Annotated in this window: 19 protein-coding genes, 1 tRNA gene and 2 pseudogenes; 11 read left to right on the top strand and 11 right to left on the bottom strand. The window is 68.0% G+C overall.

Annotation, left to right across the window (positions count from 1 at the left end):
- Window positions 1–208, bottom strand: a 208-nt coding sequence (locus tag FPZ41_RS30800; protein ID WP_152866912.1) for a transposase, incomplete at its 3' end; no start/stop codon positions are given.
- Window positions 209–260: 52 nt separating this feature from the next.
- A complete protein-coding gene (locus tag FPZ41_RS30795) occupies window positions 261–1640 on the bottom strand; it encodes a hypothetical protein (protein WP_194236266.1) in 1380 nt (459 codons plus the stop codon).
- Window positions 1641–1699: 59 nt separating this feature from the next.
- Between FPZ41_RS30795 and FPZ41_RS30790 the strand changes: the two genes are divergently transcribed.
- Window positions 1700–2605 (top strand): DUF4231 domain-containing protein, encoded by a 906-nt coding sequence (locus FPZ41_RS30790; RefSeq protein WP_194236265.1) that lies wholly within the window; start codon window positions 1700–1702, stop codon window positions 2603–2605.
- A gap of 84 nt (window positions 2606–2689) precedes the next feature.
- On the opposite strand, the gene FPZ41_RS30785 is transcribed toward FPZ41_RS30790, so the two are convergent.
- From FPZ41_RS30785 to FPZ41_RS30765, 5 genes are all read right to left on the bottom strand, one after another.
- Complete coding sequence (locus tag FPZ41_RS30785; protein ID WP_152866909.1) at window positions 2690–3928, bottom strand: ParB/RepB/Spo0J family partition protein; 1239 nt, start codon at window positions 3926–3928, stop codon at window positions 2690–2692.
- The gene (locus FPZ41_RS50400; protein WP_407698842.1) at window positions 3925–4203 is read right to left on the bottom strand and encodes a ParA family protein; all 279 of its coding nucleotides are present in this window, start codon (window positions 4201–4203) and stop codon (window positions 3925–3927) included. The genes FPZ41_RS30785 and FPZ41_RS50400 overlap by 4 nt, the downstream gene beginning before the upstream one ends.
- On the bottom strand, window positions 4176–4574 hold the full coding sequence (locus tag FPZ41_RS50395) for a ParA family protein (RefSeq protein WP_407698844.1): 399 nt from the start codon (window positions 4572–4574) through the stop codon (window positions 4176–4178). The genes FPZ41_RS50400 and FPZ41_RS50395 overlap by 28 nt, the downstream gene beginning before the upstream one ends.
- A gap of 94 nt (window positions 4575–4668) precedes the next feature.
- Window positions 4669–4753 (bottom strand) — tRNA-OTHER (locus FPZ41_RS30775).
- A 348-nt stretch (window positions 4754–5101) separates the two neighbouring features.
- Window positions 5102–5377, bottom strand: coding sequence for a LysR substrate-binding domain-containing protein (locus tag FPZ41_RS30765; RefSeq protein WP_407698843.1), 276 nt, complete (start codon window positions 5375–5377; stop codon window positions 5102–5104).
- 29 nt (window positions 5378–5406) lie between these two features.
- Between FPZ41_RS30765 and FPZ41_RS30760 the strand changes: the two genes are divergently transcribed.
- The 6 genes from FPZ41_RS30760 to FPZ41_RS30735 all read left to right on the top strand — a co-directional run bounded on the left by FPZ41_RS30760 (window position 5407) and on the right by FPZ41_RS30735 (window position 11386).
- Complete coding sequence (locus FPZ41_RS30760) at window positions 5407–6123, top strand: NAD(P)-dependent oxidoreductase (RefSeq protein WP_322620933.1); 717 nt, start codon at window positions 5407–5409, stop codon at window positions 6121–6123.
- 155 nt (window positions 6124–6278) lie between these two features.
- The gene (locus tag FPZ41_RS30755) at window positions 6279–7409 is read left to right on the top strand and encodes a mandelate racemase/muconate lactonizing enzyme family protein (RefSeq protein WP_152866908.1); all 1131 of its coding nucleotides are present in this window, start codon (window positions 6279–6281) and stop codon (window positions 7407–7409) included.
- A gap of 65 nt (window positions 7410–7474) precedes the next feature.
- A complete protein-coding gene (locus FPZ41_RS30750; protein ID WP_152866907.1) occupies window positions 7475–8794 on the top strand; it encodes an ABC transporter substrate-binding protein in 1320 nt (439 codons plus the stop codon).
- Between the two features lie 8 nt (window positions 8795–8802).
- Window positions 8803–9744: a carbohydrate ABC transporter permease gene (locus FPZ41_RS30745; RefSeq protein ID WP_228023084.1), complete on the top strand. Its 942-nt coding sequence runs from the start codon at window positions 8803–8805 to the stop codon at window positions 9742–9744.
- On the top strand, window positions 9734–10594 hold the full coding sequence (locus FPZ41_RS30740; RefSeq protein ID WP_152866905.1) for a carbohydrate ABC transporter permease: 861 nt from the start codon (window positions 9734–9736) through the stop codon (window positions 10592–10594). The genes FPZ41_RS30745 and FPZ41_RS30740 overlap by 11 nt, the downstream gene beginning before the upstream one ends.
- Window positions 10595–10597: 3 nt before the next feature.
- Complete coding sequence (locus tag FPZ41_RS30735) at window positions 10598–11386, top strand: sugar phosphate isomerase/epimerase family protein (RefSeq protein WP_152866904.1); 789 nt, start codon at window positions 10598–10600, stop codon at window positions 11384–11386.
- A gap of 543 nt (window positions 11387–11929) precedes the next feature.
- On the opposite strand, the gene FPZ41_RS30725 is transcribed toward FPZ41_RS30735, so the two are convergent.
- Window positions 11930–12838, bottom strand: a complete 909-nt coding sequence (locus tag FPZ41_RS30725) for a S1 family peptidase (RefSeq protein ID WP_322620932.1) — start codon at window positions 12836–12838, stop codon at window positions 11930–11932.
- Between the two features lie 726 nt (window positions 12839–13564).
- Entirely contained in the window at window positions 13565–14302 is a 738-nt protein-coding gene (locus tag FPZ41_RS50390; RefSeq protein WP_407698841.1) for a helix-turn-helix domain-containing protein, read from the bottom strand.
- On the opposite strand from FPZ41_RS50390, the gene FPZ41_RS30705 reads away from it, so the two are divergent.
- Window positions 14226–15353 (top strand): GNAT family N-acetyltransferase, encoded by a 1128-nt coding sequence (locus FPZ41_RS30705; protein WP_322620931.1) that lies wholly within the window; start codon window positions 14226–14228, stop codon window positions 15351–15353. The two genes, FPZ41_RS50390 and FPZ41_RS30705, sit on opposite strands and share 77 nt — an antisense overlap.
- On the opposite strand, the pseudogene FPZ41_RS50625 reads toward FPZ41_RS30705, so the two are convergent.
- Both FPZ41_RS50625 and FPZ41_RS48770 read right to left on the bottom strand, forming a co-directional pair.
- A pseudogene (locus FPZ41_RS50625) lies at window positions 15350–16797 on the bottom strand (IS701 family transposase). The gene FPZ41_RS30705 and the pseudogene FPZ41_RS50625 overlap by 4 nt on opposite strands.
- 49 nt (window positions 16798–16846) lie before the next feature.
- Window positions 16847–17005, bottom strand: a complete 159-nt coding sequence (locus FPZ41_RS48770) for a hypothetical protein (RefSeq protein ID WP_228023081.1) — start codon at window positions 17003–17005, stop codon at window positions 16847–16849.
- 273 nt (window positions 17006–17278) lie between these two features.
- On the opposite strand from FPZ41_RS48770, the pseudogene FPZ41_RS30690 reads away from it, so the two are divergent.
- The 3 genes and pseudogenes from FPZ41_RS30690 to FPZ41_RS30680 all read left to right on the top strand — a co-directional run.
- Window positions 17279–17419 (top strand): annotated as a pseudogene (locus FPZ41_RS30690) (transposase); the annotation flags it as partial.
- 213 nt (window positions 17420–17632) lie between these two features.
- Window positions 17633–18487: an alpha/beta hydrolase family protein gene (locus FPZ41_RS30685; protein ID WP_152866901.1), complete on the top strand. Its 855-nt coding sequence runs from the start codon at window positions 17633–17635 to the stop codon at window positions 18485–18487.
- Window positions 18484–22842, top strand: coding sequence for a caspase family protein (locus tag FPZ41_RS30680; RefSeq protein ID WP_152866900.1), 4359 nt, complete (start codon window positions 18484–18486; stop codon window positions 22840–22842). The genes FPZ41_RS30685 and FPZ41_RS30680 overlap by 4 nt, the downstream gene beginning before the upstream one ends.
- Window positions 22843–22978 lie beyond the last annotated feature (136 nt).

Raw genomic sequence — 22978 nt, 5'->3', positions numbered from 1 at the left:
CCCGCAGCCGACCGCTCGAGGCAGCGGGCGCGGGCCGGTCGGAGGAGGCCGAGCCGTTGCGCCGCCACCGCGACACCCAGCTGTGCAGCGTCCCGGAGTGGACACCGAGCTCCTCGGCGACCTCCGGGATCGGCCTGCCCGTCTCGATCACAATGCGTACAGCACCCTCACGGAACTCAGGCGTATACGTCCGTTGCTTGGACCCCATGAGCCTCAACTTCCCCTGCATTCAGGGACTCCACGCTACGAGGGGAGGGACATTAGCTGGGCTCCGCTCGGCCCGAGCGGTAGGCGCCGGAGGCTTTCCAGCGGCGGACGTCCTGCCGACTGAGCAGCAGGACTCCCGCCGCCAGCGCCAGGCCCAAAGGGAGGAACCCAAGGGTCCGTTGGGACGCGTCCGGGAGCAGGGGGGCTAGGCACAGCAGCACCGCGAAGATCCCGGAGAAGATCTTCACGAAGCCCATGGCGACCTGACCGCCGAACCAGGTCCGCATCAGCAGGCCGCCCATCGGCAGCCCCACGAAGACCAGCAGCGTCGGGAGGCCGTTCGTCCCTCCGGCCTGCGGCATAGCGAGGAACCCCGCCCAGGCCAGCGCGATCAGCGGCACTGCGACCTTGACGGCCCGCGGGCGGCTCATCCGGCCGGGCGGCAGGCCCGGCGGGTCGAGGCCGGCCCGGCGGAAGACCGGCCGAATGGCCAGGGGGAACGCGCTGCGGACCCAGGCCAGGCGGTCGATCAGCCAGATCACCTCGACCTCGGGATCCGCAGCTCCGAGGGGCGTCAGGTGGGGCGTCCAGTCGGCGTCGAACCAGACGGCGTCCTTGATGTACGTGTCCGGTCCGTCGACCACGACCTCCGGCCGGCCGTTGCCCTCGCCCTCCGCATCCAGGGAAGGCAGCCCCTTGGGGAAGACATCCTGCATGGCCTCCCGGAAGGACGCGTACTGTACGGCATCCCTGACCACGATCAGCACCAGCCGCTCCGGCTGGTCCCGTGCGACCACCTGCTCCACCTCCCAGCGGAGATTCCGGCCCGGGCCGCAGGCCAGCAGGACGAGTGCCGCCCGCTCCAGGGCGGCGAGCACCTGCGCCTGCCACCCTTCGTCCGACGAGTAGTGCCGCCCCGCCCCGACCTGCGGCAGCCGGTCCTTCGGGCGGCCGAGCGCCACCATCGTGCCGAACGGGGCTACCGCCTCCCGAAGTTGCTGCTCCTCGGTGTCGGTGTCGGCGGCCCATGGCCCATCCCTGACCGGCCCGCGCTGCACGCGGGCGAAACCCTCGTCGTCCGCGAAGGAGCGCAGGAACAGCACGGTCCGCTCGTCCTGCGGCAGCTCGGCCAGCGCCCGCAGCACCGGGGCCCGGTGTCGGCTGCCGTGCCGCAGCGCGCGCCGGCCGCCCGCCAGTAGGGCGGCCATCAGCGCCAACTCGACGGCGACGGCGGGCCAGCCATGCTCTGCGTGCCATGTGCGCATCGACCGGTACGCGAGCGCTCCGCTCGCCATGCCGAGAGACATCGCCACCACGCCCACCGACTGGAGCATCACCCCCCACATCCGGGACTGCTTCAGCTCCGCGGCGACGCGCGGGGGCCGGGCGGGCCGGCCTGCCCCGCCCCGGGACTCCCGCTGTCCTTCCACCATCCGCTGCCCCCCACCGCCTTACTGACGCTCCCTCAACCAAGGCTGGCAGAATCACCCGCATGGTGGAACTGGGTGAATCCGTCGCCGAGCACGTCTGGAACCGGCAGAGCATGTGGTCGCAGGCAGCCGACGCTGCGAAGCGGTCGATCGGCAGGGCCCGTGCCACAGCACTGGTGCTGGGGATTGCGGCCGCCGCGCTGGCGACGCTCGGTGCGCAGCTCATGGGCGGGCACCCGACGCTGGGTCGTACCCTGACCTTCCTGGGCGCCCTCTCCGCCGGACTCGTGCCCGTCGCGGCAAGCCGTTTGGGGGCGTCCTCGCTCCAGGACTGGACCCGGCTGCGCTCGGTCAGCGAGGCGCTCAAGAGCGAGGTGTACATGGCCTTGGCCCGCGCCGACGTCTACCGGGAGGGCGAAATCGACGGCACCCTCCTCGACCGGGCCGACCGTGTGACGGCCCAGGCCGGCGACCTGCTGCACCGGACCGAGGGCCTGGTACCCAGGCAGCGCCCGCTGCCGGAGGTTAGCGACGTCGGCTCTTACACCGCCATACGGCTCACCGGACAGATCCGCGACTACTACCGGCCGCGCGCTGCGCTGATGTCCCGCAGGTGCACGGCCGTGCGGCGCTGCGAACTGTCCCTGGCCGTCGTCGCGTCCGGGCTGGGTGCTCTCGCCGCCGTCTACGGCACGGACAGCGCGGCCCTCTGGGTGGCGACCGTCACCACGGTGACCGCCACGGTCACCGCTCACGCGGCCGCGGCCCGCTACGCCTACCAGGAACTGGAGTTCTCCCGTACGGCCGCCGAACTCGAGAGCCTCCTGGCCCGCCGGTCGGCGGGCGCGGGGACGGATCGGGAACATCCGGCAGACAGCATCCGGAGCGACGACGCCTTCATCAGCCGCTGCGAGCTGGTGATCTCGGCACAGAACGAGGCGTGGATGGCTAAGTGGGCGGCCGACTGACTAGGGTCCGGAGATAGGTCCAGAAAGGCCCGTACGCCCCGCGGGGCGTACGGGCCTTTCTGCGTTCCCGGCTAGCTTCCGGGCTCAGCTCGGCTGTTGCTGTTCGGTCAGCTCCTGCAGCAGCGCACCGTATTGGTCGGGGTGCTGCTCGCGAAGCACCGTCACCCAGAATCGCGCGCACTTCACGAAGTCGTCGGGAGTCATCTTCATCTGCAGATGCCGAAAGATATAGATGGGGTCGTTGTACGGCAGCACGCGCGGCTGCTTTCCGCCACCCTGATCAGACTGCGTTGCTGTGCCGTCGGTCCCGTCATGACGAGGCCCAGGAAGAGATGATGACGTCTCGGACGATGAGGCACCGGGCGGGACATCAGACTGCTTGGCGGACTCGCGTTCTTCGTCGGACTGCCCGGACGGTTTGTTGTCCGCGGACAACAAACCAGCGGGCTGCTTCGTCTCCGCTTCGTCTTCATCCGAGCTGGTGCCGTTGTTGTCCGCGGACAACAACGGCACGGCAGTGGTGCTTGCCGATGCCTTCCGCGCGGCATCCAGCGCTGCTCTGTCTTGCTCCTTGACCGCGGCAGCCTGTGCTTTCGACTGCTCAAGGTGTTCCATCAGGCCGGCAGCATCAAGTCCCGGGTTGTCCTTGAGATGCCGGGCCAGGAGCCGGCCGTCGCGTTCTGCGAGGCCGCCCGCGCTGAGCATCGTCTGGAGCTTTTCCGGCAGCTCCAGCAGCGTGAGCTGGTTCGTCACCCAGGACCGGTCCTTGCCGAGCTGCTCAGCGGCGCGGGAACGAGCACCCCGTTCCGACTCCTCCGCGCAGACGTCCACGAGCTGCTGCACTCCGCGAGCCCTTTCTATGACGTCAAAGTCCTCGCGCTCAAGGTTCTCCTTGAGCAGGTGGTTGATGAACTGTTCACGGGAGGAAGCCAGATCATCGCGGACAACGAAGTCCAGGGCCTCAAGGCCTACCTGGTGAGCGTTCCGGTAACGGCGCTCGCCGTTGATCAGAACATGCTTGGCGGAGCCGATCCGTTCCCCGTGGTCGGGCCACAGCGTCAGATAGGCATCGCGGGTGACCGCCACGCACGCCGCCAGTTGTGCCTGGCGCAGCTCCTCTCCGAACCGGGTGAGTTCCGCCTCGGTGCCGAAGTTGCGGCGCGGGTTCAACGGGGTGGGGGAAACCTCCTCCAGGTGCAGTCGCACGAGCTCGTACGTCGGCAGGTCGCCCTGGGCGACGGCCTTGGCACGGCCGCGCGCGCTGCGGCCCCTCCCCACCTGGCCGAACGACCTTCCTGTCCCCAGCTGGTCGGCCTTGCTCATGCGCTGATCCTCCGTGCCACCGTTCGCATGGCGTCCGCCTGGTCGCCGTAGGGGGCGTGCACCAGAAGGGGCTTCTTCACGCGGACTGCTTCGCGTTGATCCTTCAGTTCGGGAACGACGGCGAGGACAGCGGGATCGCCGATGCTGTTCCATGCGTCCAGCGATGACGTAGCGACATAGCCCTTACGGCTGTCGTACATGTTGACCACGAAACCAAGCAGGGCGATGTCGATCTCCATGTCCTCGATCAGGTCCTCGATCTGGCCATAGAGCATGTCGTACGCGTCGGCGGAGGAGTCCTCGGCCAGAACCGGGACCACACGCCGGACGTACCGTCCTCCTCACCGTCCCGCGTACGGCCGTAGTACAGCGCAGTGTCCATGGAGTAGCCCAGGCTCGGGGGACAGTCGACGACGATGTAGTCGAACTCCTGCTCCAGAGGCTCCACTGCCTTCTCCAGAGCTGACTCCTTGATGCGTACGGCCTTGGTCGTGGCCAGCTTGGCGTCAAGGAGGAACGCGTCCTTGCACGCAGGCAGCAGCCAAAGGTGCTCTTCGAAGTCGCCGCCCTTTATCGGCACGAGCAGCTCGCCCAGCTCGCCCTTCGCCTCTTTCAGCATGTGCTTGGCCAGGCTCGCCTCATCGATACCGAAGAGCTCGTACCCAAGCTGCTTGGTGAGATGGCCCTGAGGGCCGAAGTCGATGGGTCGCGTCCCGCGAAGTGGTGTAGTTGGCCAAGGGTGGCCATCGCCCGGATTCGAACCGGGGTTTCCGCATCGGGGCGAACCCGAGTGCCGTGTCCTGGGCCGCTAGACGACGCATGGCCAGGCGGAGCCTATCCACTCGGGCACCGCTCCATGCCCGAGTGCCCACGTCAGACGCCGCCGCAGAGCAGAGCGTCGGTCTGATGCGGTACGACATCGAACGTGAAGAACGGAGCAAGGAGGTCGAACGAAGCCCGGCCGGGCCTCCGGCCGCCAGGTACTGCGCCTCGGCCCTGTACATGCCAGTGAGGACGGCGGCCGAGCCGGTCGTCAATGGATTGGTCATGCCGTCGGCATGGTCGGCCAGCTGGCGGCACGCCGGCGGCAATCAGACATCGCTCTCTCACGCGGCTCTTCCAGGTAGGTCTGGGCACTGATCAGCGTGTCAGGTGGGGTGAGGCGGTGGGGCTTCACCCGTGGAATCGTGGCTCACGCGTGAGAGCGGCCGCGAGCCGGTGGAGGGTGGGGTTGGGGTTGTCCGGGCTCCAGCAGGCGTGGAGTGTCACGGAGTGGGCGTCGGCGGGGGCGAGTTCGCGGTAGCGGACACCGTGGACGCCCATGGTCATGATGGAGCGTGGTATCAGTGCGCATCCGAGTCCGGCTCGTACCAGGGCCAGCATGGTCGGTACCTGTGAGGTCAGCTGGCTGACGGCGTAGCGGTCCACGCCGATCAGGGCGGCGCAGATGTCGTGTAGATAGCGGGAGCCTTCGCCAGGTGCTCGACCAGGGCGTGACCGTGTTCTCCGCCGCGGGCCGGATCGCCTGGTCGGTGGGGGAGTACTGCCTGGCCGCGATGCTCACCCTCGCCCGCCGTCTGCCGCGCTTCGATGCCGCGGTGCGCGGTGGGGGATGGAAGCAGAAGGACTTCAGGGGCGGTGAACTCGCCGGCAGCCCGGTGGGTGTCGTCGGCGCCAGCTCCACCGCACGCGCCCTGATCAGCCTGCTGAAGCCGTTCGGGTGCGACGTGGCGGTGTACGACCCGTACCTGGACGAGGCGGGGGCAGCCGAGCTCGGCGTCCGCACCGCCTCGCTGGAGGAGACGCTCGGCTGCGCGTTCGTCTCCCTTCACGTACCCGATCTCCCGGCGACCCGGGGAATGGTGACCCGCAAGCTCATCGAGGCGATGCCCGACGGCACGATCGTGGTCAACTCCTCGCGCGGCCCCGCCGTCGACCAGGCGGCGCTTCTCGACCACGTCCAGTCCGGCCGGCTCCTCGCCGCGCTGGACGTGTACGACCCCGAACCCCCGAGCTTCGGCGAATCCGTTCTGAGCTGCCCGAACCTGCTGCTCACCCCGCACATCGCCGGGGACACCACACAGGGGCATCTCGCGCTGGCGGGGTATGTGCTGGCCGATGCCGTGGGCTGGCTGGACAAGGGCGTACGCGGCCCGAGCTTCGTCGATCCCGCCGCGTGGCCGACCGCCGCATAACGCGTACGCCGCATCACCCGTGTGCTGTACGAGCGTGTGCCCCTGGCAGTTTGCGGCGTACGAAAGCCCACCGTCCCGAAGGGCGGGCGGGACGCCCCCGACAACGCCTGGGCCCAGCCCTCTTCAGGTCTCCCGTGAAAGGACCCACCCCTCCCATGTCGCGTATCACGGCGGTCGACGTGTTCCCCGTGGCCGTACCGTTCGCCCGGCGGTTCGTCCTGGGCAGCGGCACCGTGGGCACCCCGGACCAGGCGGGTTCGGTGATCTTCGTCAGGCTGGCCACGGAGGACGGGGTCGTCGGCTGGGGCGAGCAGCGGGCCCTGCCCAGCTGGAGCTATGAGACGGCCGAGACGATCGCCGTGGTCATCAAGCGGCACCTCGCGCCCATTCTCCTCGAACTCACCCCCTTCGACGTGGAGTTGTTCCACACGCGAGCGAACCGCCGGCTGAGTCCCGCGGTGTCCAACGGCTTTCCGTTCGCCCGGGCCGCGGTCGACATCGCGATGCACGACGCGGCGGGCAAACTGGCCGGGCTGCCGGTCCACGCCCTGCTGGGCGGCAAAGTACGGGACACCATTCCCCTCTGCTCGGCCATCGGCGTGGGGGAGCCGTCGGCGGTCCGCGAGCATGCGCGGCAGTCCGCCCACTACCCGGCGTACAAGGTGAAGATCGGCGGGGACGCCGACGCCGACGCCGCGGCTGTCATGGCGGTCGCCGACATCGCCGCGGGCAAGCCCATCTGGCTGGACGCCAACCAGTCCTACCGGCCGAGCGCGCTCAAGCAACTGCTGCGCGCGCTGCACGACGTTCCGGGAATCCACTGCGTGGAACAGCCCGTGCCGAGCACCGACATCCTCGGCCTGCAACGGCTGCGGAGCATGATCGACCTCCCGGTCGCCATCGACGAGGGCAGCTTCACCGCTCAGGACCTGGCCCGCGCCATCCGCCTGGAGGCCGCCGACCTGGTGGTCGTCAAGCTCTGCAAATCCGGCGGCATCCGCGGTGCCCTGAAGACAGCCCAAGTCGCCCTGGCCGGCGGCCTGGAGGTGCTCGCCAGCGGTCTGACGGACTGCGGTATCGGTTTCGCTGCGGCTCTGCACCTGTTCAGCCAGCTGGAACTGGCTCTTCCGGCCGAGCTGAACGGCCCCGAGCTACTGACCGGCCTGTATGCCGACGGGCTGGACATCGTCTCGGCCGTCGCGACCGTCCCCACCGCTCCCGGCCTCGGTATCGAGGTCGACGAGGAGCGCATCCGAGCCGAGTCGGCGGACCTGGCCTTCATCTGACTCCGCACGCCCTCACCAGAGTACGTGCTCACCACGGCACCTTTGTGAACAGCGAGGAGACGACGATGTCTTCCAGCTTGTCCCGCCGCACCCTGCTCAAGACGGCAGCCGGAGGGCTGGCGGCCGCGGGCCTGAGCGGCTGCTCCTCCGGCCCACCGCCGGGCACCGGCACCTGGTCCATGTGGTCCAGCAGCCCGGAGGAAGGCAAGGTCTGGGCCGACTTCGGCAGGTATGTGGAGCGGCGGATGAACGTCAAGTCGGTCTCGACGCTCACCCCGTCGGACGGCTACCCCACCAAGCTTGACCTCCAACTGGTCAGCGGAACAGCCAGCCTGGTCACCGGCATGAACGGCTGGCTGCTGCCGACCTACGCCTCCCGCGGCGCACACCGCCCGCTGGACGACCTGATCGCCCAGGACCCGGACTTCGACCTCGACGACTTCTACCCCGCGATCCGGTCGATCTCGTCCTTCGCCGGCAGGACCTACGGCATCGGCTTCGATGTGGCGCCGGTCGTGCTCTACTACAACAAGACGCTGCTCGAAAGGCACGGCATCGACCCGCCGTCCGCCACCGAGCCCATGACCTGGCAGACCTTCCGGGACCTGGCGATCGAGCTGAGCGGGCCCAAGGACGGTTACGGGTTTACCTGCGCGCCGTCCATCGACGACCTCGTGTCGTGGATCTACTCCGCCGGCGGCAACGTCATCAACGACAAGGGCGACGCCAGTGCCATGGACGCCCCCGAGGCCCGGCACGCCATCGACTTCGTCATCGATCTGTTCGTCAAGGACCGTGTAACCCCACCGATCAACAACCTGGTCAGCGCGAACGCCAGCGGCATGGCCCTGGCCAACTTTCTCCAAGGCGATGTCGCGTTCATGCAAAATGGTCCCTGGCAGGTGCTCAACGTCCGCAAGGCGCCCTTCGAATGGGACATCGTCCCCTTCCCCGCGGGGCCCGCGGGCAGCAAGCCGCGCGTGTCCGGCTCCTGCTTCGCCATCCCCTCCGGCGTCAACGGCTCCGACCTGGATCTGGCCTGGCGGCTGCTGAAGACCCTGACCAGCACCGGCGCGCTCGACATCTACGCGACAGCCGGGCGCAACAACCCGGCCAGGCTCTCGTCGGGCAGCGCCTTCAAGCCGCCGCCCGCCAACCTCGGCCTTGTCCAGAAGATTCTCAAGGGCCGGGCCGGCGGCGGCCACCCCTTCGACGTCACTACCAACTGGAACCGGGTGCGACAGCTGCTGAGCCAGGACCTGCCGCGGGCCTTCCTCGGCGATCTGACGGCCACCGAAGCCATCGACAGCTTCACCCCGCGACTGAACGTCCTGATGCGTCAGCACCGGGACGCCGTCCGACAGGCCGACCGGCGCAGTGAGTGAGGATGACCATGGCCCTCCAGACCCGCACCGCCATGCCCGGGACCCCGGCCCGGCAGCTCGGCGGCCCGCGCCCTCGGTGGCGCTGCTCGGAGACGTTCGCCGCCTGGCTGTTCCTGCTGCCCAGTCTGATCGGGTTTCTCGTCTTCACCGCCGGCCCGGTCATCGCCGCGGGTGTGATCTCGCTGCTCGACTGGAACCTCTTCAGCCCGCCCGGCTTCGCTGGGCCGGACAACTTCACCCGGCTGGGACCGGACCCCACGTTCTGGTCGGCATTCGGCAACACCCTCTACTTCACCTTCGTCAGCGTCCCGCTGACCCTGCTGGTCAGCCTGGCGCTCGCCCTGCTGCTGAACCAGGGGCTCCGGCGCATCGCGGTCTTCCGGTCGCTGCTCCTGCTGCCCTACGCCACCATCACCGTCGCCGTGGCCTTCGTCTGGATCTGGCTCTACATTCCCACCGACGGGCTGGTCAACGCCGTGCTCGGCGTCTTCGGCATCGACGGTCCGGCGTGGCTGATCTCGGATGACTGGGCGATGCCCGCTCTGATCGTGATGAGCGTCTGGAAGAGCTTCGGCTTCGGCATGGTGATCTTCCTCGCCGGACTGCAGGCCATCCCGCAGCAGCTCTACGAGGCCGCCAGGGTCGACGGCGCCACACCGTGGAGGACCTTCCTCAGCGTGACACTGCCGCTGCTCTCCCCGTCGGTGTTCTTCGTCGTCGTCACCTCGATCATCCACTCGTTCCAGGTCTTCGACCAGGCACTGGTGATGACGGACGGCGGACCGGGTGCACGCACCACCACCCTCGTCATGTACATCTACCAAACCGGATTCCAGAACTACGAGCAGGGCTACGCAGCCGCGCAGTCGATCGTGCTGTTCGCCTTCATCGCAGTGATCACCGCGATGCAGTTCCTCCTCCAGCGGAGGCTGGTCCACTATGACGTCTGACATCCCCGCCCCCGCGCCATGGCACAGCTCGCCCGTCGCGCGACGGAAACTGCTGGTGTTCAGCTGCTTCCTGGCCATGGCCCTCACCCTGACCCCGATCGTGATGATGGTGCTGGTCGCCTTCCAGTCCGACACCGAATCGATGGCGGCCAGGCCCTCCTTCTGGCCGAGCAGCTGGCACACGGAGAACATCGGCCGCGCCTTCGACCTGGTCCCGCTCGGCCGCTATCTGCTGAACACCGTCATCTTCGCCGGCGGCACCACGATCCTGGAGACGATCACCGCGGCGCTGGCCGCGTACGCTTTCGCCCGGCTCAACTTCCGCGGCCGCAACGTGCTGTTCGGCGTATATCTGGCCACCTTGATGATTCCGACGCAGGTCACCCTGGTCCCGCAGTTCATCCTGGTCGCCAAACTGCACGGCGTCGACACCTGGGCGGGGATGATCCTGCCGCACGCGTTCACCGCGCTCGGGGTCTTCCTGCTCCGGCAGTTCTTCCTCGGTATCCCCCGGGACTACGAGGAGGCGGCCCGCCTCGACGGGGCGAACCGCTGGCAGACCTTCATCCGGGTGATCATCCCGCTCGCCGTGCCGGCCATCGCCACCCTGGCCGTGTTCAAGTTCATCAGCCAGTGGAACAACCTGCTCTGGCCGCTGGTGATCTCCAACAGCGACGCCACCAGGACCGCCTCGGTCGGTCTGCAGGTGTTCCAGTCCACCAACGGAACCCAGTGGAACCTGCTGCTGATGGCCGCCGCCATCACCACCATCCCGCTGATCCTGCTCTTCTTTCTCACCCAGCGATGGTTCGTCAAAGGCATCACCATGAGCGGACTCGGAGGCCGCTGACCCATGACATATCTGTGGTCCGTCTTCACCAAGCCCTGGTCCGCCCTGCCCGGCGACGAACTGGGCAAGCTGGTTTCCGGACTCGGCTTCACCGGTGCGGAGGTCCCCGTACGGGACACCGCCCACGTCACCCCCGCCGAGGCCGAGCGGCTGCTGCCCACCTTCGCCGCACAGCTGAAAGCCGAAGGCGTCGAAGTCATCAGCGTCGCGAGCAGCCTGGCCGAGCCCATCTTCGCCGCCTGCCAGGCCGCGGGCGTACCGATGATCCGCGTCATGGCCGAACTCGGCCCCGACGGCTACACCGCCTCTGTTCGCCGCTTCCGGCAACGCCTGGAGGCCGCCGCACCCCTGGTGGAACGGTACGGCGTGCAGGTGGGCGTGCAGCCGCACCACGGACGCTTCGTCTCCTCCGCGCTGGGCGTGATGGACCTCCTCGACGGACTGCCACTGGAGGGTTTCCGGATGGTGTGGGATGCCGCCCACGACGCGCTCGCGGGTGACGACCCGTCGGTGACGCTGCCGCTGGTCGCGGACCGGCTCGGCATCGTCAACCTCAAGAACGTCGTCCATGTGCCCGTCCAGCCCGCCGGGGAGTCGGTCGGCGGACGCTGGAAGCCGTGGTTCGTCCCCGGCGCCGAGGGCCTTTCGAACTGGTCGGCCGTCCTCGGCCAACTGGCCGACCTGGGCTGGACCGGACCCGTCTGCCTGACCGGCCAGTACTCCGACTTGAGTGTCCCGGTCGAAGAGCGACTGGCGACAGACCTGGCAGCGGCACGCGCGGCGAGCACCTGACGCGCCGGAGCCGGGGGAGCGGGAAAGATGAGGCTGATCCTTTGGAGTGGACACCCTGACAATGGATCTTGAAGGTCCAGGAAGGGATGTCCAGGTGGGACGCCACCCGCCGCCAACCGGTCGGCGGGGCGCACGGTCGTCCACGCGCTGCGGATCCGCGCGCCCAGCTCTGTGCCCGTCCCCGAGCAGGACGACGTCGCCCCGACGCCCCGCCTGCGCCCACCGGACTGGTGTGTGCCCGGGAGACCGCGTGGGAGGGCTACCGCCACACACACTTTCGATCAGTCGTCAGAGGGTCAGCGTTCGGCCGCCGTCGAGAATATGCCGAGGCTGCCGAGCGGCAGACTCATGCGATCGCCCGGGACCATCCCCGCTCGCGCGGGGAGCATACTTCTTCACCTGCGAGTTTGCGCCATGAAGGCGCCGTTCGCAGGCACTTTCACTGAATCGGTCATACCACCCAACGAGCAGTCGAACCGTCCCTGGAGGCGGACGGGTTGAGGCCTGCGGGACCGTGCCTGCAGGTGCGGGGATTGGGAGAGCTCAGTAGATGCTGACGCCGTAGGCGCTCAGAACCTCTGTGACCGGCTGGAAGAACGACGTACCGCCAGTGGCGCAGCTGCCGGTTCCGCCCGAGAGGATGCCGATGGCCTTGTCGCCCGAGTAGAGCGCGCCGCCGCTGTCGCCGGGTTGGGTGCAGATATTGGTGGAGATGAGGCCGTAGATGATATCGCCGCCACCGTAGTTGATCGTGGCGTTGAGGCCGGTGACGACACCGCTGACGACGCCGGAGACGGCGCCGCGGAAGGTGACGGACATCCCGACGGTGGCGTTGGCCACGCCGGTGATGTCGACGGTGCCGACGGTGCCGGATACGGGGACCGAGGGGTTGGCGTACCGCACGATGCCGTAGTCGTTGCCCGGGAAACTGGACCCCACCGTGGGTCCGATCTGTGTCGAGTACGTGGCGTCGGTGTACCAGGTCGGGTGACCACTGGTGCAGTGCCCTGCGGTCAGGAAGTAGTACGTGCCGCCGCTGACGACATTGAAACCGGCCGAACAGCGCCCTCCTGGGGAGTAGATGCCGTCGCCGCCTGAGAGCTGCGGGGAAAGCCTGCCTGCCGTGCGCTCGATGCGCAGCGCACCGGCGTGGGGGCCCGCGGCTCGCTTGACAGCGGCGATCTGGGCGTCGGAGACGGTGCTGTCCGCGATGACAACCACGGCGTCGCCCGCGGTATCGACATACCAGCCTGTGCCCGCCACGTCGGCGTCCAGCAGCACGTCACCCACGGCGGCGAGCCGACTCGCGCCGAACTCACCCGCGGTATCGGCGCTCGCGGCGGGGACGGCGAGCGCCATGGCGGCGACGAGGCCCATGGCGACGGCGAGTAGACGCGGACGTGACGCGCGCCTGCCCGCGCCGCCACGAACTTGGGTCCGCTTGATCCTCACTTGTCGTTCCTCCCGAGGGAATCGGGGGCCCACTGTGGGAGCCCGGGGCCCGACCAGCGCTGCTCGGGAGTATCGGCGGCATCAACCCACCGCGCAAGAACGCCTCTTGACCGAGAAACGGCCGAGAAACAGCCCAGAAGTCAGTTCGCTCTGACGATGGGCTCGCCTGCCGGTACAACGATCGGGAGCGTGTATGCCCGGCGGCGGGAACGGGCGGATTCGGGCTCGGTGAACCGGGCGGGCTTGAGGGGACCATCCCCGCGTCCGCGGGGAGCAGCACAGGACCACGGCGGCCGCCGTCGCGGTGTCGGGACCATCCCCGCACCCGCGGGGATGGTCCCAAACATGACGATGGGGGACAGGGGTGGTGGAACTGCTCCCCGCACCCGCGAGCAAGACGGCGATGTCGATGAGGACGGCCCGTTGTAGGCATCGTGACGATGATGTGGTTCGCCTGCCGGTCCGCGGCCGAGGGCCACGTGCGACTGGAGCAACTGCTCGGTCGGCCGGAAGTCCAGGACAGTTCCGCACGGCATCGAGTCCTGATCGGCGTGCGCATCCGTGCCCGCCCACTCGGGCAGGCCCTCGGAGTGCTCGGGGCACAGGAACGCGACCCGGGCCGCGCCGGGCCCGTCACCCACGGCAGGACCTTCCCTGAAGGGCCGTCGCCTTCGCCCTGCGCCGCACGACGGTTGTGGAACGTCACGTAATTCCCCATCAGCAGCGTCAACTTCCCCGCTCAAACCTTCGAGCATGGCAATGGGTGCCGCTGGTTCCCTCGCCTGAGTAATGAGCGCGCCGACCCATGGCGATCTCCGTATCTTGGCGCCATGGCGGACGAGGAAGAGCCGAGGCTCTATGTGAACCGCTGGGGCGATACGTCGGACCCGGCCTCAGGTCGGCGAGGGTCCTACAGGGACATCTGCTCGTGCTTCGACCAGTCCAGACCTCATCCGCGAGCTCGAGTCGGATTCCACGTCGAGCGGCAGGACACCTCCGCCCCGGGCTGGCAACACCTGCTGGACCTGGTCGACGAGGCGGTCGCCGACGGTCGTGAAGAAACACAAGCGAGCCCGCAGGACAGTTGCGGTGGACAGCGCAGATGTCGGCGGCGCGGGTGAAGAAGTCCGGGTCGGCCGGGCGGGTCAGCCAGCCGCGGACCAGATGGGGCTTGAGGTCGACGGTGCCGAGGATCCGTCCAACCTGCGAGGCGGATATTGCCAGGCCGAACAGCCGAAGGTGGCCGGCCAGCCGTAAGTGGGTCCACGTGCTGTCCGGTCCCGGCGGCGCTGCGGCCGCGGCAGCGATCACGCGCAGCCGGTCGGCGGGGCTGAGCCGGGGACGGCCGCGTGGTCGGGGACGATCGGACAAAGCGGCCATCCGCTCGGTGGCGAAGCGTTTGCGCCAGGCCCGGATGGTGTCCACCTGCCGGCCGATCCGCCGCGCTATCGCAGCGTTCGACATCCCTTCGGCGCAGGCCAATACAGCCGTGGCCCGTTGGACCGGGCCCGTCGGAGCCGTCCGGGATGCGGCCAGTTCCTCCAGCCGGGCCCGCTCGCCAGTCTCCAAAACGATCACGAACGGACTCGCCGGCGCCATTGCCCCCACCCCGAGATCAGCCCACCGATCCGCAGATCTTGACAGCCCGGTCCGGGGCCGCGGGCCGAGCGGCCCCGGCATGATGGAAGCCATGGCGACGCAGAACACGGTGAAGGCCCAAGCACTACGACAACGCCTTGCCGAGCGGGCCTGGCGCTGGCCGCCCATCACCGAGCTCACTGTTCGCTACCGAGCCGGATTCGCCTACCTCGACGCGCTGCTCGACAACGGCGACGAACTTCCGCTGTGCCGCCTGCGCGACACCGGCGACCCCGACCGGTGGGGCTTCGCCCTCTACACCGACAACACCGGCCGCTACGAAAACACCATCCTGCCGACCGGTCACCCGGCCGGCACCCCCGAGGAAGCTCTCGACTGGTCCTGCGGCCTGCATCTCGGCGCCCCGGTCACAGCACGCCTCGCACGCGGCGAGGACCTCGTCGCCGCAGTGGACATCTGGCGCCAAGCCAATACTGCTCGCGGACGACCGCCCACCGAGCAGCGCATCGACCGGGTAAGAGACAAGCTCGCCGAACCCGATGCCCTCGTCCTGGTGGCCTCGGTCGGTGATGAGGTGCTCGGCATGGCCTTGGCCGAACCGGGACGCGACCACGATGGCCACGGAGCGCGGCTGGAAGAGCTGTGCCACATCTCCATGCTTTTCGTCCACCCCGACCACTGGGGACGACGTGTGGGCCTGTTCCTCCTCGAAGGCATCTCAGGACACGCCAACAAGCAGAGGTACGCACACCTCCAGGTATGGACCGGGGAGAGCAATGACCGGGCACAACACCTCTACCGACGTGCTGGCTTCACTCCCAGCGGACGCACCCTCCTGCTCGACAGCGGGGAACCAGTGCTGCATTTCGTCCGCCCTGCTTCATACCCCCGAAAGATCAACGCGGTGCTGCACTAGCGTTGGTTTGTTAAACCGGGGAGTAGGGGTTGAGGTGGTGTCCTCTGCTGACCGCGTCGAGCAGGGCCTGCAGTTCGGGAGGTGAGGGCGTGCCGGACCATGCCCGCCACCAGCGTCGTAACACGGTCGAGGGGGTCAGCCAGCTGCGGACTGCGCGCAGTGCCCGTGGCCAGCAGGGCAGAAGGGGCTGGTGGGGTAGGCGTGGGCCCCCTCTCTGGCCGCCCGGTGGGGTCGGCGTCGGGGACGGGCTCGGGGTTCGGGTCCGGATCAGGCTGGCTGGTCCAGGTGTCCCAGCAGAAGGAGAAAGCGCAGTTGACCAGGGTCTGGTGGCGGCGGATGGCGGTATCGGAGCGGACCTGGAAGTCGGCCCAGCCCAGTTCGTCCTTGACTTGCTTGTAGCTCTGCTCGATCCAGTTGCGGATCCCGTAGATCCGCACAACTTCGGCAAGGTCGGCGGCGGGGTGAGGGCTGTCGGCTGCCCGGGGTGAGCCAGGGCGGGGCAGGTTGGTGGCCAGATACCAGGTGGACTTCTCCGGCAGGGCGTCCGGGTCGGTGGTGGCCACCACCAGCCGGGTGGCACCGTCCGGGCCCCACCAGCCCAGACAGGCGTCGGCGGCCCACCATGTGGTCGTGTGCCCGTCACGGAAGGTGCGGGTCACGGCCGTCCAGTCGCCCGGCCGGTCGGGGTCGTGCCAGGTCAGTGCGCGGGCGGCGTCCTGCGGGGTGTACGCCTCGTGGCCGGCGGCCCAGGCGCCCCGGCGGCGTTTGAGCGCCATCACGAATGGCAGCCCGGCGGTGGCCAGTTCACCACGGAAGCGTCCTGGTCGCCATAGGCGCAGTCGGCCGCCACTGCTCGGAAGGTCACCCCGTCCTCGGCGGCCTGGCGGGCGAGCGAGGCTGCGATCTGCAGCTTCGTGGCGAAGCCGGGGTAGCTGCGGCCCTTGGGAAAGTGGTGGGCGGGAGTGTAGGGCACGGCGTGCAGCGGGTAGTACAGCCGCTCGTCGGCCCATAACGTGCTGACGGTAACCACGCCGTTGTCGGTCTTGCCCAGTCGGCCAAGCCACTGCCGGCCGACGTGCGCCGTGGCCTTACCGTCCTTGCGGTCGCCGGAATCGTCGATCACCAGTACCCCACCGGCGTGCGGCGCGGTCGCCGGGTCGGACAGCAGCATCTGAAGGCGCCGGGCGTTGACCTGCTCGTGGTCCCAGCGCGACTCCGACAGGAAGAACTGCAGCCGCTGCACCGCCGGATGCTGGGCCCCGACGACCGGTTCCGCACCGACCAGGCAGGTCAGCGTCTTGTTACGGTCTCTCGGCAGCAGCAGCCCGGTCAGGTACTCCCGGAACCCCCGCCGTTGGGCCAGCGAGGAGAACAAGCCATCAAACCGAGCCGCGTACCCCTCCAACGGCCCAGGCGCAGGCGGACACGGCCGCCGGGCAGTCACCACCGCCACCACCCCCGCCCACCCCAAATACCGCCAACCCAGCCCGAAGTCAACAAACCACCGCTAGGATCTCGCGGACCGTCGACGGCTTCTTCAGGCGCTCGGTGGGGACGTCGTCGTACGAGACGCCCTTGACCGGCCTCACGTGGGCGGGGGCCTGCACCCACACCGTGTACCAGGAGGGCACCACCTTGCCGTCCTGAACCATCCAGGCCGGGATCGAGACCTTGTACAGCCAGCCCTCGGGCGTCTGCTGGCGTTCATGGAGGCGGCCGGTGACCTCCTGTTCTCTGGGGTCGGGAGCGGTGTGGTGTGACGTGGCACGGGATGGGTTCGTTGATCCTCTGAGGCTCGTTCTCGGAGGGTGTGGCTCTGTGGCGGGTTGTTGCATCTGTCGTCACAGTTGCGATCCCGCCCAGGTTCGCCGCGATGCGCGGCGCCTCCCCCACCGAGACGGCGTACGACAACAGCCCGCGCACCGCGAGCCGACGTCGTCCAGGTCTTCCCCAACCCAGCGGCCCTTGACCGGCTCGCCGCCGCAGTCCTGGCCGAACTCCACGACGAATGGCAGGTCTTCGATCGCCGTTACCTCTCCGAAGGCTCCATGGTCGAACTCTTCACCACCAAACCGACTGGAGACGGCCGCTACCTTCCCTGCCCGAACCGAATCGGCTCGGCAAGTGACTACACCACCTCATGGCACGTGACCCCGCAGCCCGCCAGTAACCCCCAACGCCGTCGTTGCATTGGCCATTTGGCAGCGGCCGGCCACGGCCAACCAATCGTCACTACCATGAACGGCACGCAGTGGTGACAGCGACGGGGGAGACGGTCCATGGCAGCAGTGGTCGTGGTTCACGGGATCGGCAAGGAGTACCTCGGGCCGCGGACGCTGCACGGACCCATAGCGCCCGCCGTCCTGGATGGAGTCGGGCTGGCAGAAGGACCGTCGCTCGCCCTCGAAGACATCGAGGCCGCGTTCTACGGCCACTTGTTCCGCCCGTCCGGCGTCAAGGGGAGTGCCGAGTCACTCACCGAGCCGTACGAAGTGGAGCTGCTCCAGGCGATGTGGGCGGAGGCAGCGCGCGCTGAACCCGACCGTGTTCCGCCCCCGCCCGGCCCCGCCGAGCGCTCCAAGGCGCAGGTTCCACGGCCCGCCCAGCGAGCCCTGTACGCGTTGAGCCGATCCCGCTTCCTCGCCCGTACCGCTGACCGGTTCCTGATCGGCGTCCTGGCGCAGTTGCGGCGCTATCTCACCGAGCCGGACATACATGCGCGGGCACAGGACCAGATCGCCGCGGCGGTCAAAGAGGACACACGGGTACTGGTGGGGCACTCACTCGGCTCGGTCGTGGCCTATGAAGCGCTCTGCGCGCATCCGGAGTGGCCCGTCACCACCTTCGTCTCCATCGGCTCCCCCCTGGGCATCCCGTACCTTGTCTTCGAGCGGCTGCGGCCAACGCCCCAGAAGGGCCGGGGATGCTGGCCCGCCGGCGTACGGACGTGGACGAATCTGTGCGACGCCTACGATGTCGTCGCGCTGGTCAAGCAGCTCGCCCCGCTCTTCGGTGACGGCTCGAAGTCCGTGAACGACGTGCCCGTGCACAATGGTTGGCAGGCTCACTCCATCGAGCGTCACCTGACCGCGGTGGAGACGGGAACGGCGATCGCGGCTGGGCTGACGACATGAGCGGCGACGCCCAACGAGTCGCTCTGCTCTGCGGGACCGCGCACTACGACTACCAGGACGAGGATCTCCTGGTCGTCCCCGACGAGCTCCGCACCGTCGAGGATCTGTTCACCCGGCTCGGCTATCAGGTTCCAAAACCACTGCTCGATCTCACCACCGAGGGTTTCCGGCGCGCACTCACGTCATGGGCCGAAAACACGGATACCGACCATGCTGCCGTCGTCTACTACACCGGCCACGGCGAGTACGACGAACGCAAAGGCCGGCACTATCTGCTGTTCAAGGACAGCCGCCTTGGTCAGTACACCGGTACGGCACTCGCCACCGATGATCTGATCGGGATCGTCACCGAGAACAAGATCAGGCGTTTGCTGCTGATCATCGACACGTGCTTCGCCGGCCGCGGCGCTTCCGACGCCGTCCGGGCACATGCGCGGCAGGTTCAATTCCAGCTCAACACGGGTCGAGCCGACCTGAGCGAGGTCACCGAGCTTTCCGTGGTGATCGCGTCCCGCGCCCAGGAGGAAGCAGGCGAAGGAGCATTCGCCGAAGCATTCGCCTGGGCGATCGACAACTCGCGGGACGGCGGCAACAGACAGCGCTGGCTGTCCCTTCCGAGCCTCATCGCAGACATCAACAGCCGGCTGGGAAACAGCCAGCACGCCGCTTACAACGCGTACAGCGAAGGATTCTCCTTCTTCCCCAATCCCCGGTACGTTCCCGATCTTCCCGACCAGGACGAGGCCCCGATGGACCTCGCCGAGCAGGGGAACTGGCTCAGCCCCGAAGGACAACGCAGACGCGCCGAACTGATCGCTCACTTCGGTCCGCGCGGGCGAGGCGCTGACGGGATAGGTGGCGACCGGTCGTACTTCACCGGTCGGGCGGCTGCTCTCGCTCATCTGGCCGACTGGCTGAACAGCTCGCCCACCGGCCCGGACCGGAACCTCGTCGTCACCGGCGGACCCGGAGTCGGCAAGTCCTCGCTGCTCGGTCGGCTCGTGCTGCTGGCCGACAGCAGTCGGCGGGCAACCTTGCACGATGTAACCACCGACATACCGCTGCCGCGGCGCGCGGTGGACGTCGCCATCCATGCGAGGCACTCGCAGCTGGAGGACATCGTCTCGGGTATCGCTGACGCCGCCGGACTGGCAACAGAGGACCCCACCGATCTGCTGGAAGCACTTCACCACCGAACCGAGCCGCTTTTCATCCTCATCGACGCACTCGATGAAGCAGGCCCGGTGGGCGGCACCGAGCCGACACGCATCGCCGTTGCCCTGTTGGTGCCGATGGCCGAGCTGGAATGCGTACGGCTGCTCATCGGCACCCGACCGCACGTCGGCGAACAGCTCGGTTCCGGTTTCGGGCGTCTCGACCTGGACGACCTCCGGTGGACCAGCGCCGACGACATCGAAACGTACGCGCGCAAGCTGCTTCTCGCCCCCGACGGGCCTGGCAGCCAGAGTCCCTATACCGAGGCGGGCTCCCCCCTGGTCCCAGTGGCCCGGGAAATCGCCCACCGGGCGGGCGGTGTCTACCTGATCGCCCGACTGCTGGCGCGCGCCCTCGCCCAGCAGGACCAGGTCGTGGACGTGCGCTCACCACGTTGGCTGGAACAGTTCCCCGTGCTCGGGGACACCGACGCCGTCGGCGAAGCCTTCCACTGGTCACTGCGCACCCGACTCGGCGCCCGCGAACCACTCGGCCGTGCCCTCCTCGCCGCGTTGGCCTTCGCGGAAGGCGTCGGCCTTGCCCCCGGGACCGCGTGGCTGGCCATCGCCAGAACCTTCACGGACGAAGCCGTCACCGAGGACGACCTGCGCTGGATCCTGCGCGAAGCCGCCCCCTACCTGGTGGAGCAGACCGACCCGCACGGCCGGTCGGTCTACCGGCTCTACCACGAAGCCTTCGCCGAGGATCTCCGCCCGGCCCCCGCCTCGGACGCCGGGCGACGGGTGGCCCGTGCCCTTCTCGCCGCAGTCCCCATGGACGTGGAAACGGGGACACGAGACTGGCCGAAGGCCGACCGTTACCTCATCGACCATCTGGCCACGCATCTGACACGCCACGGCCTGCTGCCCGAAGTCATCACGGATCCCTTGTTCCTCCTGACCGTCGACGACGCCTCCCTCCACCGCGCACTCGCCACGGCACTGCCGGATATGCGGAACGATCCACATCTACGACACGCGGTGGCAGCCGCCGACGCCTGGCTTCGCTGCGCTCCTCACCTGCGAAGGGAGTCGGACCTCAACGCCAGAGCGGCCCAGCTGAATCTGGCGGCGACTCAGACGCACGCGGCACAACTCGCCGTAGTCGTGAAACATCGATTTCCGGACCTGACGTTCGACGTGGAATGGGAAAGCCTCCAGGACGCCGCCCCCTACCGTGCGGTCGGAGGATTCGACAGCCGGATCGGCGCCGTTGCGGCATTCCGCTTGGATGGACGTCCGGTGATCGCGACAACCGAAGCTCCGCACCGGGTCCGTCTGTGGGACCTCGACACCGGCGAGGAACTGGACGAACTTCCCGTGCGTCGCCAGGAAAGCTGTCCCGTGGTCGAACTGGCCGCTTGTGATGACGGCGCCGGAGCGTGGCTCCTCATGCGCACTTCGGACTCGGTGACCGTCTGGGACGTCAAAGGACGCTGCCCGGCCGGGCCCGCGTACCGGAAGAAATCCATCTGGCAGAGCCGTCTCACCGTGGTGAACGGCTCCCCGGTCGCGATCCTGCTGGACGCGAAAGGGATTCACGTGGTGGAGACGGCCACGGGATTGCGACGACTGAGGCTTTCGGACGGGCTGGGCGGCAAGATCCACAGCTACGCCCTTGCCTGTGGCACGCATGAGGGACAGCTCATCGTCGCCGCAGGCGGTTCCTGCCATGTCGAGGACTACAACCCCGACCTCAGCGCAAATTCAACACACTTCATTCTCTCGATCACCCGACACGTGATCGACCCGGCTACGTGGACGAAAGTCGAGTCGTGGAGGGCAGGCTATGGAAGGGAGACCATCGACGACCTGACCGTATGCGGAGACAAGGTCTACGTGGCCACCAGTGGTCTCATGAGAACGGGCCCGCGCCCTTCGTCATGGTTGACTGAAATCGACTGTGGCCCCAGTCCGCAGGTGCGAGTGGCGGGAGTTCTGCCGGGCGAAAGCATCCCCTTGGTGGTGGGGTCCGTTGACGGGGGCATTGTTGCGACACGCGGGACCCCAAAAGATGACCAAGTCGTGGCCTTTGTAGCAACAGATGACCGAGCGCAGCCGATGATCACACTCCCCCTGGAGCACGGAAAGGTGGTAGTCACCACCTCGACTGCCGCAGGAGGGGGAACGCTGAAGGCGTGGACCATCCCGATCGACGGACCGAAGGAACTCACCGCTTCTCTCCCGGACGGTTCCGGGAAGGAGAAATCAGCCCTGTCCTTCGGTCGTGTGGGGGAGAAGAAGATGGTGCTGGGTCGTCGCGGTGGTGACTGGATCGCTTTGGATCCCGAGTCGGGGCGCTCGATCACTCCTTGGCCGTTCTCGAAGGCCGTCGAGGGATTGGTACCCGCCAGAGATCCGGACCTCCCGGCAGTTACGCGCCTGGAGATAAGAAAAAGATCGCAGAAGATCTGCTTCACCACTCCCCAGGGTCGCTCTGCGCCCCCATGCCGACTCCGGGTCAGAGAATCGGCAGCTCTTGCCGTCGCAGGCACCCGGACAACAGATCACCTACTCGTCGCCCACACCGGGCGCCGGCTCCTCCTCTGGGATCTGCCGAGCGGGAAGCGCCAGCGTGCGAGGCATCTGTGGGCCGAGTGCTTCGGTTTCGGCGGGACAACACCCACGCTTGATGTCGCCCGGATCGGTGACCGAACGTATGCGGCCCTGGGGCGTGCACCCGGGCGCCCGGTCCGCGTCTACGAGCTTCCCTCGTGCACGCCGGTCCGCGTCCTGCACCACGAGTCCAAGGTGATCAAGAACCGCCACACCGAACTGGTCATGGCAATTGGCGACTGGGGCGGGCGGCCTGTCGTCGCTCGGGCGCACCGAAACGGATACGTCACCGTCCAGGATGTCCGGACGGACAGGCAACTCATGCGCTGGCAGGTGCCGGACGGCAACGACGCTGTCCGCCTGCGACCACTGATGTCCGACGGCCGAGAGGGCCTTCTCGTCCTGTGCTCCGACGACAGTCTCGTCCTGCTCGAACTGCTCGACGGGACGGATGCGGCTCCTGCCTGCCGCATCCGAATCGGCACCCGTGTCGACGCGTGGACACTGATTTCCTCGGAACTCGTCGCCGTCCAAACCGCTGCCGGGCCGCTGTGTCTCCGCTTGCCGGTGCTGGGTGGCAGCTGACCGGCACGATCTGAGAGGGTGTTTGATCTAGGTGGATTGCCCTTTATCTCCTAGTAGGTTCCTCGCCAGGTGGGTGTCGTCTCGTCCGTTATGCGCTTGGTGAGGTTGTCGATCGAGGCGACGTGGATCATTGCCT

The organism is Streptomyces acidicola (assembly GCF_009377235.1).
Lineage (GTDB): Bacteria > Actinomycetota > Actinomycetes > Streptomycetales > Streptomycetaceae > Streptomyces > Streptomyces acidicola.
The sequence above is the reverse complement of the archived record's forward strand: the minus strand, read 5'-3'. Positions and strand labels throughout refer to the sequence as shown.

Bases quoted from the DNA above. Each gene is read 5' to 3' on its own strand.
- FPZ41_RS30750 (WP_152866907.1), top strand. From the start codon at position 7,475: ATGTCTTCCAGCTTGTCCCGCCGCACCCTGCTCAAGACGGCAGCCGGA.
- FPZ41_RS30740 (WP_152866905.1), top strand. From the start codon at position 9,734: ATGACGTCTGACATCCCCGCCCCCGCGCCATGGCACAGCTCGCCCGTC.
- FPZ41_RS30795 (WP_194236266.1), bottom strand. From the start codon at position 1,640: ATGGTGGAAGGACAGCGGGAGTCCCGGGGCGGGGCAGGCCGGCCCGCC.
- FPZ41_RS50390 (WP_407698841.1), bottom strand. From the start codon at position 14,302: ATGTCGAACGCTGCGATAGCGCGGCGGATCGGCCGGCAGGTGGACACC.
- FPZ41_RS30685 (WP_152866901.1), top strand. From the start codon at position 17,633: ATGGCAGCAGTGGTCGTGGTTCACGGGATCGGCAAGGAGTACCTCGGG.
- FPZ41_RS30790 (WP_194236265.1), top strand. From the start codon at position 1,700: ATGGTGGAACTGGGTGAATCCGTCGCCGAGCACGTCTGGAACCGGCAG.
- FPZ41_RS50400 (WP_407698842.1), bottom strand. From the start codon at position 4,203: ATGCTCTATGGCCAGATCGAGGACCTGATCGAGGACATGGAGATCGAC.
- FPZ41_RS30735 (WP_152866904.1), top strand. From the start codon at position 10,598: ATGACATATCTGTGGTCCGTCTTCACCAAGCCCTGGTCCGCCCTGCCC.
- FPZ41_RS30785 (WP_152866909.1), bottom strand. From the start codon at position 3,928: ATGAGCAAGGCCGACCAGCTGGGGACAGGAAGGTCGTTCGGCCAGGTG.
- FPZ41_RS30680 (WP_152866900.1), top strand. From the start codon at position 18,484: ATGAGCGGCGACGCCCAACGAGTCGCTCTGCTCTGCGGGACCGCGCAC.
- FPZ41_RS48770 (WP_228023081.1), bottom strand. From the start codon at position 17,005: ATGGTTCAGGACGGCAAGGTGGTGCCCTCCTGGTACACGGTGTGGGTG.
- FPZ41_RS30755 (WP_152866908.1), top strand. From the start codon at position 6,279: ATGTCGCGTATCACGGCGGTCGACGTGTTCCCCGTGGCCGTACCGTTC.
- FPZ41_RS30745 (WP_228023084.1), top strand. From the start codon at position 8,803: ATGGCCCTCCAGACCCGCACCGCCATGCCCGGGACCCCGGCCCGGCAG.